Genomic DNA, 13,737 nt, shown 5'->3' on the forward strand with positions numbered 1-13,737 from the left:
AAGAAATAAATTAAAACAGAATATTATGTGCGGAATATTAGCTATTATCGGAAAAGGAAAAGACGAAAAATTAGTACAACAATTATCTAAGCGCATGAGCCATCGTGGACCAGATGAAAGTGATATTCATATTACTGAAAGCGGTCACTTTTTAGCACATGAACGTTTATCAATCGTCGATTTACATACTGGAATTCAACCTATTCAAGGAACTTCAACAGCTTGGATGATACATAATGGTGAGATATACAATCACCAAAAATTACGAAATACAATTTTAAGAAATCATACTTTCAGAACGACTTCAGATTCGGAAGTTATTGTACACTTATATGAAGAATTTGGTTACGATTTTTGTAATCTGTTAGATGGAATGTTTGCTTTTGTAGTGATTGATGGCGACGATTATATTGCAGCTAGAGATCCACTTGGAATCAAACCTTTATATTACGGAATTGATGAGCGTGGAAGAAAATATTTTTCTTCAGAAATGAAAGCTATTGCCGACCAATGTACCACGTTTTCAACATTTCCTCCTGGACATATTTATACAGAAAAAACAGGGTTTGTAAAATACTATCAACCAGAATGGGAAGATGCTTCTAAAGCTGTGGAAGAAGTTGATTACAAAGCAATAAGAAAAAAATTAACCAAAGCTGTTAAAAAACGTTTAATGGCAGATGTTCCATTTGGAGTATTACTTTCAGGCGGATTAGATTCGTCTTTAACATCATCAATTGCATGCCGATTATTAGAAGGAACTGGGCAAAAAATTCATTCGTTTTCTATAGGTTTAGATGCCGATTCTCCTGACACGAAAGCCGCTAGGAAAGTAGCAGAATTTATAGGTACAGAACACCATGAAATTCATTTCACAATTGAACAAGGAATTGAAATTTTAGAAAAACTAATTTGGCATTTAGAAACGTATGATGTAACGTCAATTCGTGCAAGTACGCCAATGTATTTCTTATCTAAAGCAATTACAGAACAAGGAATTAAAATGGTATTGTCTGGTGAAGGTGCTGATGAGGTTTTTGGCGGGTATTTATATTTTAGAAATGCGCCAAGTCCTGAAGAATTTCAGCAAGAAACAATTGACAGAGTGCAAAAATTATTTACAGCCGATTTATTACGCGCCGATAAATCTACAATGGCACACGGATTAGAAGCTCGTGTCCCGTTTTTAGATAAAAAGTTTTTAGAATTAGCCATAAAAATCAAACCAGAAGAAAAACAGCCAAAAACATATGATGGCATTGAAAAATATATTTTAAGAAAAGCGTTTGATACACCAAAAAAACCGTATCTTCCAGATGAAGTTTTATGGCGTCAGAAAGAGCAATTCTCAGATGGAGTAGGATATAACTGGATTGATACATTAATTGAATATTGTACGTCTCAAGTAACGGATGAAGATTTTGATAAAGCGGCAAAATTGTTTCCATACAATACACCAACTACAAAAGAAGCGTTCTTTTACAGAAGAATTTTCCAGAACTTCTATCCACAAGTTAGTGCGGCAGAAACAGTAAGAAAATGGATTCCGAAATGGCAAGAAAACCAAGATCCAAGTGGTAGAGCTAATTCAGCTCACGTTAAAGCTGATGTTTTAATTGCATCGGAAATAGAAAAAGTATAAAAAAGACAAGTTGTGTTGTGTTTAATAGGAGAGTGTCAAGATTTTTTTCTTGATGCTCTTTTTTTTAAATAACTTAAAAATGACGAAATAGTAACATTTAATAAAAACAGGTTTTAATAATTGAATCAATTTAACTTTTAAAGGGCTCTAAATTTTAGTTTTAAGAGCCTTTTTTTATTTTCTTCCATTTGGTTTTGAAATAAAAAAACACTAAAATCTAATTTTACACTCTTTTTGGCTTATTTAAGAAGAGATTGTCAGAAATTAACAAATGTTGATAACTTAAATACGTTTTAAGCAGTTTTTAATTCCGATTTTTTAATCAATTCGTTATATTTGTTGATATAAAAATAGTTTATAAGAACAATTTATTATGAGTGAAGAAAATAAAAAAGGTAGTTATTCAGCAGACAGTATTCAGGCATTAGAAGGAATGGAGCATGTAAGAATGCGTCCATCAATGTATATTGGAGATACTGGTGTTAGAGGATTACATCATTTAGTTTATGAAGTTGTAGATAACTCCATTGATGAGGCTTTAGCTGGACATTGTGATACGATTCATGTTGCTATCAACGAAGACAATTCTGTTACAGTTGAAGATAATGGTCGTGGTATTCCAGTTGACATTCACAAAAAAGAAGGAATTTCTGCTTTAGAGGTTGTAATGACTAAAATTGGAGCAGGAGGAAAGTTCGATAAAGATTCATATAAAGTTTCTGGAGGACTTCACGGAGTTGGGGTTTCGTGTGTTAATGCACTTTCTGACCACTTACGTGCTACAGTTCACAGAGATGGAAAAGTATATGAACAAGAATACGAAAAAGGAAAAAGTTTATATCCTGTAAAACAAATTGGAACAACAGAGAAAAGAGGAACAATTGTTACTTTCAAACCTGATGCTACGATTTTTACACAAACTTTAGAATATTCTTACGATACGTTAGCGGCTCGTTTACGTGAATTATCTTTCTTGAATAAAGGAATTACAATCACATTAACGGATAAAAGACATTTAGCTGATGACGGAAGTCAACCAGTTGAAACGTTTCATTCAAAAGAAGGTTTAAAAGAGTTTATTAAGTTTTTAGACGGAAACAGAGAGCCAATTATTTCTCATGTAATTAGCATGGAAAATGAAAAAGGGGAAATTCCTGTTGAAGTAGCTTTAATTTATAATACTTCGTACACTGAAAATATTTTTTCTTACGTAAATAATATCAATACTCACGAAGGAGGAACGCATTTACAAGGTTTCCGTATGGGATTAACTCGTACATTGAAAAAGTATGCCGATGCTTCTGGTTTATTAGAAAAATTAAAATTTGAAATTGCGGGTGATGATTTCCGTGAAGGATTAACAGCTATTATTTCTGTAAAAATTCAGGAACCACAATTCGAAGGGCAAACTAAAACTAAATTAGGAAATAGAGAAGTAGTTTCACCCGTTTCGCAAGCCGTTGCAGAAATGTTGGAGAACTATTTAGAAGAAAATCCTAATGACGCTAAAACAATTGTTCAAAAAGTAATTTTAGCAGCTCAAGCACGTCACGCAGCGAAAAAAGCTCGTGAAATGGTACAACGTAAAACCGTAATGGGTGGTGGCGGATTACCAGGAAAATTATCTGATTGTTCTGAACAAGATCCTGAAAAATGCGAGATTTACTTAGTAGAGGGAGATTCTGCAGGTGGAACAGCAAAACAAGGTCGTGATAGATTTTTCCAAGCCATTTTACCTTTAAGAGGTAAGATTTTGAATGTGGAAAAAGCCATGCAACATAAAGTTTTTGAAAACGAAGAGATTAGAAACATATTTACTGCTTTAGGTGTAACGGTTGGTACAGAAGAAGATAGTAAAGCATTAAATATATCAAAATTACGTTACCATAAAGTAGTTATTATGTGTGATGCCGATGTCGATGGTTCTCACATTTCTACATTAATTCTGACATTCTTCTTTAGATACATGAAAGAATTAATTGAAGGCGGTCACGTTTATATTGCAGCACCACCTTTATATCAAGTTAAAAAAGGAAACAAAAAACAATATGCTTGGAACGATGACCAACGTGATAGAATTTCATTAGAAATGGGAGGAAGCACAAGTATTCAACGTTATAAAGGTCTTGGAGAGATGAACGCAGAACAATTGTGGGAAACTACAATGAATCCTGAATTCAGAACTTTCCGTCAAGTAACTATTGATAATTTAGGTGAAGCTGACAGAGTTTTCTCTATGTTAATGGGTGATGAAGTACCACCACGTAGAGAATTTATCGAGAAAAATGCAGCTTACGCTAAAATTGACGTATAATATATGAAGCGTAGTTTTGTAATTTGTATCTTGTTTTTTGGATTTTCTAATTCAATACAAGCGCAAACACCAACTCCAACACAATTTGAACAAATAGGGTATCTTTTAGAAGATGCCCTTTTGTATTCAAAGCAGTATCTAATTCCAGCTACTGATGGCGCGGTGTATCAAGCTTCCTCAGCTTGGATGAATTCAGCTAAAAGGAAAAAAAATTGGCAAATTACTGTAGGTTTACATGGTAATACGTTTATTGTACCTAAGTCGGATAGAAGTTTTATCATTAATAATTCTGATTTTAAATTTTTAAAGCTAGAAGGAACTGAAGCTTCTGCTGAGGTGCCAACCGCTTTAGGAAATGACGATTCATTTTATTTAGTTGGTGATTTAGATGGACAACAAGTTAGATTGAAAACGCCAAAAGGAGTCAATCAAGAAACAATTACTTATCCGTATTTGGATGTTTCTTTTGCTTTGCCAAGTGGTTCAGAAATTATTGGTCGTTTTTCAACTAAAACCAATTTAAAAAGAGGTTATTACAAAGTGTATGGTTTCGGATTAAAACATAATTTGAGTCAGTATTTTCCTAAATTGGAAAGTAAAAAAATTCACATTTCTGCGATGTCATTTTATTCTAATGAAGATATTAGTTTCGATTTTTTAGATGTTAATACATCTTACGGGAATTTAGGAATTAATAACTTGAACGGAATTGTAGACACCTATCATTATCAATTATCCGTTTCAAAAGAAATTAAAAGGTTTGAGATTTTGGGAAGTTTTATAGTAAATACAAGTAATTTCAATTATGTGGTAAGTGGCGAAAAAGGCGAAATTGAAAACATAATTCCTGCACAGTATATTATTAATCAATTGTTAAACACTATTGAAAAAAGAAAAACTAACTATATTGGAGAAGTTGCCGTTAATTATAGTTTAAAAGATTTTAGTATTCTAAGTGCTTTTGCTTTCGGAAAGTTTGTAAATTTCAATGCTGGTGTTTCTTATAAAGTGAATTAAAAAAAATCCCATCTTGAACAGATGGGATTTTTTATATTTTTAAATTGGTAGCTGAGGCTCTCGAACTTGGTAGCTGAGGTTCTCGAAGCTAGAAGTTTGGAGATAATTCGTACTTTTTGTAAAAAGTATCTAAAACCTCAACAACCTCATCTTCCGTATCTACAATTTTAAATAAATTTAAATCTTCTGGTGAAGCATTTTTAAATTTATCAATCATAACTGCTTTTACCCAATCCATTAAGCCAGTCCAAAACTCTGTTCCAACTAATATAATAGGGAATTTGGCAATTTTTTTAGTTTGAATTAAAGTAATCGCTTCAAACATTTCATCCAAAGTTCCGAAACCACCTGGCATCACTACAAACCCTTGAGAATACTTTACAAACATTACTTTTCTCACGAAAAAGTAATCGAAATTTAAGTTTTTATCTCTGTCGATATAAGGATTGTAATGTTGTTCGAAAGGTAATTCAATATTTAAACCTACAGAAGTTCCGCCACCGTGGTGAGCACCTTTATTACCAGCTTCCATTATTCCAGGTCCTCCACCGGTAATGACACCGTAACCAGCTTTAGAAATTTTAAAGGCAATTTTTTCTGCTAATAAATAATATTTATCGTCTGGTTTTGTTCTTGCTGAACCAAAAATAGATACACAAGGACCAATTCGACCCATAGTTTCGTATCCATTTACAAATTCCGACATAATTTTAAAAATTGCCCAAGAATCGTTTGCTCTAATTTCGTTCCAAGTTTTTTGTTTTAATTTATCTTGGATTCTTTCATCATCATTTTGATATTGATCTGCTGCCATACTATACGTAATAATAAGTTTAAATTTATTTTTTAGCAGTGTTGTTGTGTGAAGTAGTCGACCGCTAAGATAGTTATTTATTATTTATAGAAAATAATTTTGTCAATAATTTAATTAATTCTTGATTCCATATTTTATAATCATGTCCACCTTCAAACGAACGGATTTCTGCAAATGAATTTGAATCTAAATACATTTTTTTCATAATTTGACTTTCTTCTTTAAGAAAATCGGGTTCTTTACTTCCATAAATCATATAAAGACTTGGATATTTTATTTCCTTTTTCCATGTATTGGTTTTAATTCCACCTCCAAATGTTGAAAAACATAAATACGTTCCAATTAACTCTGTATTTCTATTTAATAATTCCATTCCAAAACCAGCACCATTTGAATATCCATAAAAAAATCTATCTTTTTTTAACTTTTTTTGATACAATTTTTTTTCTATGCTTATTAAGAGTTCATTTTCAAAATAAAACATATGATTTTTAAATCTATTCGATAAATGCTTTAGCTCTTGTGTGTCGGAATCATTATTTACATATTCAAAATTTCTAAAATTTAATTTTACTTTTCTTCCATCTGCAAAAGTAGAACTTGTACTGTCTGCAATTTTTGTATTACAATGACTTTCAATAAAAATTATTGGTTTTATTAGATTATTTTCTATTAAAGAATCTAAACTTTTCTTTAAAAAAGAATTTTCATTAATAGTAAAACCATCTGTTGCATATACAATTGGATAGTTTTTTTTCGAATTAAAACCTTTCGGCAAGTAAATATTATGTTTTCTGTATTCTAATAATGACTTGCTATACATAGAATCTGTAAAATATTGAGATTCCGTTTCTACTATAGCTTTATTCGATTTACAAGAAATAAATAGTGATATGATTACTAAAATAAATATGTTTATCTTCATTTTGAAGTCTATTTTATGATAATTCTTTTTTCAAAAAATGAGCGGTATAACTTTTTTTATTTTTAATGATTTCTTCAGGTGTTCCTTTACATAAAACTTCTCCGCCGCCTTTTCCGCCCTCTAAACCAATGTCAATGATATAATCGGCTAATTTAATAACATCTAGATTGTGTTCAATAATTAAAACGGTATTTCCTTTATCTACCAATTTATTGATCACATCCATTAAAATACGAATGTCTTCGAAATGCAGACCAGTTGTAGGTTCATCTAAAATATAAAACGTATTTCCAGTATCTTTTTTAGATAATTCTCCCGCTAATTTAATACGTTGCGCTTCTCCACCAGAAAGTGTTGTGCTCTGTTGGCCTAACGTAATATAACCTAAACCAACATCTTGAATGGTTTTTACTTTTCGATAAATTTTCGGAATCATTTCAAAGAATTCCACAGCTTCATCCACCGTCATATTCAAAATATCTGAAATCGATTTTCCTTTAAAACGAATTTCTAAGGTTTCTCTATTAAAACGTTTTCCTTGACAACTTTCACATTCTACATAAACATCTGGTAAGAAACTCATTTCAATCGTTCTCACTCCAGAGCCTTCACAAGTCTCACATCTTCCGCCTTTGACATTAAAACTAAAACGACCTGGTTTGTAGCCACGAATTTGCGCCTCAGAAGTCATCGTAAACAAACTTCTGATTTCAGAAAAAACATCTGTATACGTCGCTGGATTGCTTCGAGGTGTTCTTCCAATCGGACTTTGGTCAATATCAATAACTTTATCTAAATGTTCTAATCCTTCAATTTTTTTATAAGGCGCTGGTTTTTTTACCGCATTATAAAAGTGCGCATTTAAAATAGGGTAGAGCGTTTCATTAATTAACGTCGATTTTCCACTTCCAGAAACTCCAGAAACACAAATCAGTTGCCCTAAAGGAATTTCTATTGTTACATTTTTCAGGTTATTTCCTGTTGCACCAGATAGTTTTAAAAACTTTCCGTTTCCTTCTCTACGGGTTTTCGGAACTTCAATTTCCATTTTACCGTTCAAATATTGAGCAGTAATGGTATTTTCTTTTAATAATTCTGCTGGCGTTCCTTGACTAATAATTTGTCCACCATATTTTCCTGCTTTCGGACCAATGTCAATTACGTGATCGGCACGAACAATCATATCTTTATCGTGTTCCACAACTATAACTGAATTTCCAATATCGCGTAAGCTTTCTAATGATTTGATTAATCTTTCGTTATCACGTTGGTGCAATCCGATACTTGGTTCATCCAAAATATATAAAACGCCGACTAACTGCGAACCAATTTGTGTCGCCAAACGAATACGTTGTGCTTCACCACCAGAAAGGGTTTTCGAACTTCTATTCAAACACAAATAATCTAAACCAACATCCAATAAGAAATTAATTCTGGCTGTTATTTCTTTCAGAATTTCGTGTGAAATGGCAACTTGTTTTTCTGATAAATGTTCAGGTAAATCAGCAAACCATTTTTTTAATTCCACAATATCCATGTGAACTAAATCGCCGATACTTTTTTCGTTGATTTTAAAATATAAAACTTCTTTACGTAAACGCGTTCCATGACATTCAGAACATTCGTTTTCGTCCATAAATTCTTTTGCCCAACGTTTGATACTAGTCGATTCTGATTCTTCAAACTGATTTTTAATGAAATTTGAAATTCCTTCGAAATCAATTTTATAATCTTTTGTAATTCCCATGACTTTAGAAACCACTGAAAACTTTTCGTTTCCACCATATAAAATCATATCCATCGCTTCCGCTGGAAGGGTTTCAATAGCATCCGTAATTTTAAATCCGAATTTTTCGCCAATTAATTCTAGTTGTTTAAAAATCCATGTGCTTTTATATTCGCCTAATGGAGCAAATCCACCACTTTTGATAGTTGCTTTTGGATTAGGAATAATTTTTTGAAGATTGATTTCATTAACAACTCCTAAACCGTTACAGTTCGGGCAAGCACCTTTTGGTGAATTGAAAGAGAAATTATTTGGTTCTGGATTTGGGTACGAAATTCCAGAAGTCGGACACATTAAACTTCGACTATAAAAACGAACTTCCTGACTATCTTGTTCGATAACCATCATAATATCGTCACCATGATGCATGGCTACTTTGATGCTTTCAGTTAATCTTTTATCGGTGTCTTCGTCTTGTTTTACAGCCACTCTATCGATAACAATTTCAATATCGTGGGTTTTGTAACGATCCACTTTCATGCCATATTCTAAATCTTTAATCGTTCCGTTTACACGAACTTTTAAAAAACCTTGTTTGGCAATTTGTTCGAACAATTCTCTGTAATGTCCTTTACGTGAACGAATTACAGGAGCAAGAATATTGATTTTTTTCCCGTCAAATTCTTCATGAATTAAATTTTTAATTTGTTCATCTGAATACGAAACCATTTTTTCGCCTGTGTTGTAACTATATGCGTCTGAAGCACGAGCAAATAATAAACGAAGAAAATCGTAAATTTCGGTAATAGTTCCAACTGTAGAACGTGGACTTTTGTTTGTTGTTTTTTGTTCGATGGCAATAACTGGAGACAATCCGTCAATTTTATCTACATCAGGTCGTTCTAATCCGCCTAAAAACTGTCGCGCATACGCAGAAAAGGTTTCGATGTAGCGACGTTGCCCTTCAGCATAAATCGTATCAAACGCTAATGACGACTTCCCAGAGCCTGATAAACCAGTAATTACGACTAATTTTTCACGAGGAATAGTAACATCAATATTTTTTAAATTATGAGTACGAGCCCCAATAATTTCAATAGAATTTTCTGTGTGTTGCATACAACTAAGTAGATTTTTGCAAAAGTACGATTTTTTGAGAAGAAATTAGTTGTATAATTGTGAATAAAAAAGATAAAATGAGAAAGCTAATTGAATTATTAATCATTCATCATTTTATCGAATTCTTCAACTGAATAATTCTGATTTTGCCATTCTAAACTATTTATTTTCCAGACATTATTGATTTTTTTAGCAGTAACTAAATATTCATGTTTGTCTTTAACATCTTTTTTATCCCAAGTCCAAATAAAACTAGCTAAGTTGTTATTTATTTTCAAACTATCTATTGTTAAGATTTTCCAATAATCATCAGGATTATCTTGGCAAGCACACCAATCATCTGCGTTTGAGTGCCATAAAGGAATTCCATCATTACTATTTCTCCACTCAATGCCAGCTTTTTTGATTGAATTGTCAATTATTTTTGCGATGCTTTTATGTCTTCTGAAAAACTCGTCCGTAAATAAATTTGTGTTTTTATGAAGTTTGATGTTTTTATTATATTCTTCCCAGTCTATTCCTGTGAAAATTGTATCGTTTTGATGTTTATAAGGAAAATCTTCAAGAAATTTTGTTTCATGCCAGTTATAAACTTTTCTAACTAATATTGTTAATTCAATACTATCTTTAGTTGTTGTTTTAGATGAATCAGTTGCATTTAAATTTAAATGTTTTTGAGATGTTGATTCATTAATTACAGTATTTACTTCTTCTTTACAATTAAAAAAACAACTAGTTAAAAAAATAACCCTAAAAATTCTAATTAATTTATTTTTCATACTATTTCTCAAAAATTCTATGGATAAATCCTAAACCCATTCTGTCTAACATTTTTTTGATAAAATTCCAGAAGAAAGTGTGTTGTCCTGCAAGTGTTCCGATTATCAAAAGTATTATTTTATAAAAAGGCAAAATAACAATTATATAAAGCGGACAATACAACCATAAGCTAACACTTTCTTTGGTAATACCGATAAAAGCTAATATGGGTTTAGCAATTAATGCAGAAGTAGAGCCCGTAATGGCGAAAACTAAAAGTATAATAAAAAGCTGAAAATTACTTGTAATTTTCCAACGTTGCTTCAATTTGTTCATATTTATAATCTAGCTTGAAATCCGCCTAATTGTTGTTTGTTTGTTAATTGAAAATAAACCAAATAGTTATAAATCATATAGTTTACGTGATAACCATAGTTTGTTGTATTGTCATAATCTATTGTCATGTCGAATATGTTTCCATATCTTATAGGATTTCTGGCTCTATTGTTCCATTCCATTATCCAAGTTCTATTTCTCGCTTCTAAATAAGATTGAGAATAAAAGCCTTTTGGCTTTGCATAGGAATTAAACCAAGTTGAAAAACCTGCATCAATAATAATCACATCATATTCTAAATCTGGATTTGAAATATGAATGGTGTCACTTTTTAGTTTTTCTGTATTTTCTGAACTAAATTTTTTATTTGAGTTGCAAGAAAATATGAAAAAGGAAGCAATAATACCAAAAAAAAGTAACTTCTTCATGACTTGGTTTTTCAAGTTATAAAGATAAAAAAAAGTCCCGAAAAATCGAGACTAATTTATATTGAATTTAAATAAAATTTTGTTCTAATTTATTTTCCAAAAAGCTTTCCTAATAATCCGCCTAAGCCACCAGATTTTTTAGTAACAGCAGCAACGGCATCGCTCATTCCAACTTGTCCGTCACCATCTTGGTCTAAACCAAACTGTCCGCCATATTTGGTTACCATATCCATTAATCCGCCACCTTGACCGTTAGAAATTCCAGCAATTATGTCTTGAATATTAAATCCAGGTTGATTTGGATCTTTAGCTTTGTTTACTAGTCCGCTCAAAACTTGAGGAATTAATCCACCAGCCACACTTCCAGCAGCATCAGGAGATAATCCGAATTTTTCACCTAAATTTCCAGTTACTTTTCCAGCTAATTCTGCTACTACAGGATTATTCATGTCAATTGGTGTTTTACCTGAAAGCATTCCTGCTAAATCGCCAATATTTCCACTAGCTACCATATCCTTTAAACCCGAAAGGATAGAACCATTGGCTTCTTCCAATACGGCTTCGTTTTGTTCATTTGGTACGGCAGGGTTGTTTACAACGGCATCACCTGCATACTGTTTTACTAATTCAGTTAATTGATCAAACATAGGTTTTTATTTTTTTAGTTGGAATAAAGATAATAAAAAAATAAATGAATTGGTTTTAACTTTAAATTTTATCTTTCAAATGAAAACATTTAAAAATAGTTACATCTAATGTTTGATTTTGTACTTTCATTTTTATTGAGTTATTTAAAAACAAACAATTTTGTTGGTTATTTATTAGTTTAAGTATTCTCTGTAAAGTACTGGCTTTAATTCTGTTATTTTGTTTAACCTAAATCATTTTTTATAGCATATACAGCTAATCCAACTCTTGTTCTAATCTCTAATTTTTCAAATAAACTATCTCTATAACTTTCTACAGTTCTTGGACTACAAAACATTTTTTCAGCAATTTCTTTATACGTCATTTCGGTTTTTGCATATTTCAAAAACTCTTTTTCTCTATCAGAAAATTTGATAGATTTATTTTCGTTATTTAAACTCGCAATAACTTTTGTGGCAACCCAATCCGGATAAAAGCAACCTGTTTTAGTCATGGTAAGTAACCCTTTTTCTAAATCTATGGGATGTGTGTTTTTTAATAAATAGCCATTAGCGCCATTTTTCACCATTTTTATTAGGCTTTTTTCGTCGTCTTGCATACTTAAAGCCATAATTTGAATTTGAGGATAATGCTCTTTTAGCCATAATGCAGTTTCAAAACCATTCATTACAGGCATACTTATATCTAATAAAACGATATCAGGAATTGGACTTGATTTGACTATTTTTTTTTGTAAATCTAAACCATTTTCACATTCATAAAGTACATCAAAATCTTCAAAATTGGCAATAATTCCGCTTAAAGCCTTCGCAATTAAAATATGATCATCTACAATAACAATTGTTTTTTTCATTCTTTTATAGGTATTAGTAAAGTTACCTGAGTTCCTTCTTTTGTTTTACTTTCTAAAGTGTAAGTTCCACCAATAATTTCAATCCTTTTCTTCATGTTGTTTAAGCCTATTCCTTTTGTTTTAAGCTTGTTACTATTAAAACCAATGCCGTCATCTTTCAAAATAAGATACATTAATTTCTCTTTAAAATATAAGTCAATAGTAATGTTTTTACATTTCGAATGTTTAATACTGTTTTGTAAAAACTCCTGAATAATCCGTAAAGAAATACTTTTTATTTGATAATTTAAATTAGTAATTTCTAGTTTGTAGGTAAAGTGTACTTGACAAATTTGTAAAGCGTTTATTTTAAAGCATTCTTGTTCGATTAATTCGATTAATGTGAGACTTTCTATTGAATTACTTGTTAAAGATTTGGAAAGTTCTCTTAATTCAGATAATGAATTATTAATTAATTGACTTATACTTTCAATATTTTCACTTATGTGAGGCGCTTTGTTTTCATAGCTTAATTGTTGTGTATATAAACTCGCTAAGGTTAATTTTTGTCCAATATTATCATGAATTTCTCTACCAATATGTTCCATGGTTTGTACCTGAATTTCTAACTGTGTGGTTAACAGTTCTTGCTTATGTTCTTCCTCTTTATGATTTAGAAGCATAAGATGTTCTTTCTTTTTTAATTTATACTGATGAATGAAAATTGAAATTCCCAATATAAAAAGAAGAAAAAATAAATTAAATAAAATAATTGGTACTATGGTTTCGATTTTCCCCATATGAATGATAAAGTAAAGAGAATATACATCAAGTTAACTGAAATTAAAAAAAACGTAAAATAATAATTCCATACCTCAAATAAGTGTTCATAAATAAATTTGTCAAAAGCAAAAAAAGGCAAAGTTCCTACATAAAACAACATCACTCCCATATTTATATAAAACATTTTATTAGTTTGAAAATGAATGATTTCGTCTGATTTAATTTGTTTAATAAATTCTAAATAAACCATTATCGCTAATAAAAAAACACCAACCGTGTAGCTCATAGAACTTATTATTCTTACTTGATCCATATGAAACAAGTGTAAGATATAAAATATGGAATAAATAAAACAACTCCAGTTAAATAAGCGATTTGAGTTTAAAGATTTTTT

The 13,737-nt window shown here is 31.0% G+C and carries 13 protein-coding genes; 3 read left to right on the forward strand and 10 right to left on the reverse strand.

Annotated features, from left to right (window positions below; genetic code table 11):
* Window positions 1-25 precede the first annotated feature (25 nt).
* The 3 genes from asnB (at window position 26) to G6N05_RS14420 (ending at window position 4,973) form a co-directional block, all read left to right on the forward strand.
* Window positions 26-1,642, forward strand: a complete 1,617-nt coding sequence (asnB, locus tag G6N05_RS14410) for an asparagine synthase B (protein WP_166131262.1) — start codon at window positions 26-28, stop codon at window positions 1,640-1,642.
* Between the two features lie 373 nt (window positions 1,643-2,015).
* Window positions 2,016-3,956: a DNA topoisomerase (ATP-hydrolyzing) subunit B gene (gene gyrB, locus G6N05_RS14415; RefSeq protein WP_166131265.1), complete on the forward strand. Its 1,941-nt coding sequence runs from the start codon at window positions 2,016-2,018 to the stop codon at window positions 3,954-3,956.
* Between the two features lie 3 nt (window positions 3,957-3,959).
* On the forward strand, window positions 3,960-4,973 hold the full coding sequence (locus tag G6N05_RS14420; protein ID WP_166131269.1) for a DUF6588 family protein: 1,014 nt from the start codon (window positions 3,960-3,962) through the stop codon (window positions 4,971-4,973).
* An 88-nt stretch (window positions 4,974-5,061) separates the two neighbouring features.
* Here the strand turns inward: G6N05_RS14420 and G6N05_RS14425 are convergent, their stop codons facing one another.
* From G6N05_RS14425 to G6N05_RS14470, 10 genes are all read right to left on the reverse strand, one after another.
* Window positions 5,062-5,787 carry an LOG family protein gene (locus G6N05_RS14425; RefSeq protein WP_166131274.1) on the reverse strand — a complete coding sequence of 242 codons (726 nt, stop codon included), beginning with the start codon at window positions 5,785-5,787 and terminating at the stop codon, window positions 5,062-5,064.
* Window positions 5,788-5,860: 73 nt separating this feature from the next.
* Window positions 5,861-6,712: an alpha/beta hydrolase gene (locus G6N05_RS14430; RefSeq protein WP_166131277.1), complete on the reverse strand. Its 852-nt coding sequence runs from the start codon at window positions 6,710-6,712 to the stop codon at window positions 5,861-5,863.
* A gap of 13 nt (window positions 6,713-6,725) precedes the next feature.
* The gene (gene uvrA, locus G6N05_RS14435) at window positions 6,726-9,557 is read right to left on the reverse strand and encodes an excinuclease ABC subunit UvrA (RefSeq protein ID WP_166131281.1); all 2,832 of its coding nucleotides are present in this window, start codon (window positions 9,555-9,557) and stop codon (window positions 6,726-6,728) included.
* A gap of 98 nt (window positions 9,558-9,655) precedes the next feature.
* A complete protein-coding gene (locus G6N05_RS14440) occupies window positions 9,656-10,336 on the reverse strand; it encodes a hypothetical protein (RefSeq protein ID WP_166131285.1) in 681 nt (226 codons plus the stop codon).
* 1 nt (window position 10,337) lies between these two features.
* Window positions 10,338-10,652, reverse strand: coding sequence for a DUF6787 family protein (locus G6N05_RS14445; protein ID WP_166131288.1), 315 nt, complete (start codon window positions 10,650-10,652; stop codon window positions 10,338-10,340).
* Window positions 10,653-10,654: 2 nt separating this feature from the next.
* Window positions 10,655-11,080, reverse strand: coding sequence for a DUF6146 family protein (locus G6N05_RS14450; RefSeq protein WP_166131291.1), 426 nt, complete (start codon window positions 11,078-11,080; stop codon window positions 10,655-10,657).
* Between the two features lie 89 nt (window positions 11,081-11,169).
* Window positions 11,170-11,727 (reverse strand): hypothetical protein, encoded by a 558-nt coding sequence (locus tag G6N05_RS14455; protein ID WP_166131295.1) that lies wholly within the window; start codon window positions 11,725-11,727, stop codon window positions 11,170-11,172.
* A 224-nt stretch (window positions 11,728-11,951) separates the two neighbouring features.
* Window positions 11,952-12,581, reverse strand: coding sequence for a response regulator transcription factor (locus G6N05_RS14460; RefSeq protein ID WP_166131299.1), 630 nt, complete (start codon window positions 12,579-12,581; stop codon window positions 11,952-11,954).
* A complete protein-coding gene (locus tag G6N05_RS14465; protein ID WP_225875182.1) occupies window positions 12,578-13,243 on the reverse strand; it encodes a sensor histidine kinase in 666 nt (221 codons plus the stop codon). The genes G6N05_RS14460 and G6N05_RS14465 overlap by 4 nt, the downstream gene beginning before the upstream one ends.
* 95 nt (window positions 13,244-13,338) lie before the next feature.
* Window positions 13,339-13,656, reverse strand: a complete 318-nt coding sequence (locus G6N05_RS14470) for a hypothetical protein (RefSeq protein ID WP_166131306.1) — start codon at window positions 13,654-13,656, stop codon at window positions 13,339-13,341.
* Window positions 13,657-13,737: the final 81 nt, after the last annotated feature.

This window comes from Flavobacterium bernardetii (assembly GCF_011305415.1).
Lineage (GTDB): Bacteria > Bacteroidota > Bacteroidia > Flavobacteriales > Flavobacteriaceae > Flavobacterium > Flavobacterium bernardetii.

Coding starts and splice junctions, on each gene's coding strand:
- asnB (WP_166131262.1), top strand. CDS start 26: ATGTGCGGAATATTAGCTATTATCGGAAAAGGAAAAGACGAAAAATTA.
- gyrB (WP_166131265.1), top strand. CDS start 2,016: ATGAGTGAAGAAAATAAAAAAGGTAGTTATTCAGCAGACAGTATTCAG.
- G6N05_RS14420 (WP_166131269.1), top strand. CDS start 3,960: ATGAAGCGTAGTTTTGTAATTTGTATCTTGTTTTTTGGATTTTCTAAT.
- G6N05_RS14425 (WP_166131274.1), bottom strand. CDS start 5,787: ATGGCAGCAGATCAATATCAAAATGATGATGAAAGAATCCAAGATAAA.
- G6N05_RS14430 (WP_166131277.1), bottom strand. CDS start 6,712: ATGAAGATAAACATATTTATTTTAGTAATCATATCACTATTTATTTCT.
- uvrA (WP_166131281.1), bottom strand. CDS start 9,557: ATGCAACACACAGAAAATTCTATTGAAATTATTGGGGCTCGTACTCAT.
- G6N05_RS14440 (WP_166131285.1), bottom strand. CDS start 10,336: ATGAAAAATAAATTAATTAGAATTTTTAGGGTTATTTTTTTAACTAGT.
- G6N05_RS14445 (WP_166131288.1), bottom strand. CDS start 10,652: ATGAACAAATTGAAGCAACGTTGGAAAATTACAAGTAATTTTCAGCTT.
- G6N05_RS14450 (WP_166131291.1), bottom strand. CDS start 11,080: ATGAAGAAGTTACTTTTTTTTGGTATTATTGCTTCCTTTTTCATATTT.
- G6N05_RS14455 (WP_166131295.1), bottom strand. CDS start 11,727: ATGTTTGATCAATTAACTGAATTAGTAAAACAGTATGCAGGTGATGCC.
- G6N05_RS14460 (WP_166131299.1), bottom strand. CDS start 12,581: ATGAAAAAAACAATTGTTATTGTAGATGATCATATTTTAATTGCGAAG.
- G6N05_RS14465 (WP_225875182.1), bottom strand. CDS start 13,243: ATGCTTCTAAATCATAAAGAGGAAGAACATAAGCAAGAACTGTTAACC.
- G6N05_RS14470 (WP_166131306.1), bottom strand. CDS start 13,656: ATGGATCAAGTAAGAATAATAAGTTCTATGAGCTACACGGTTGGTGTT.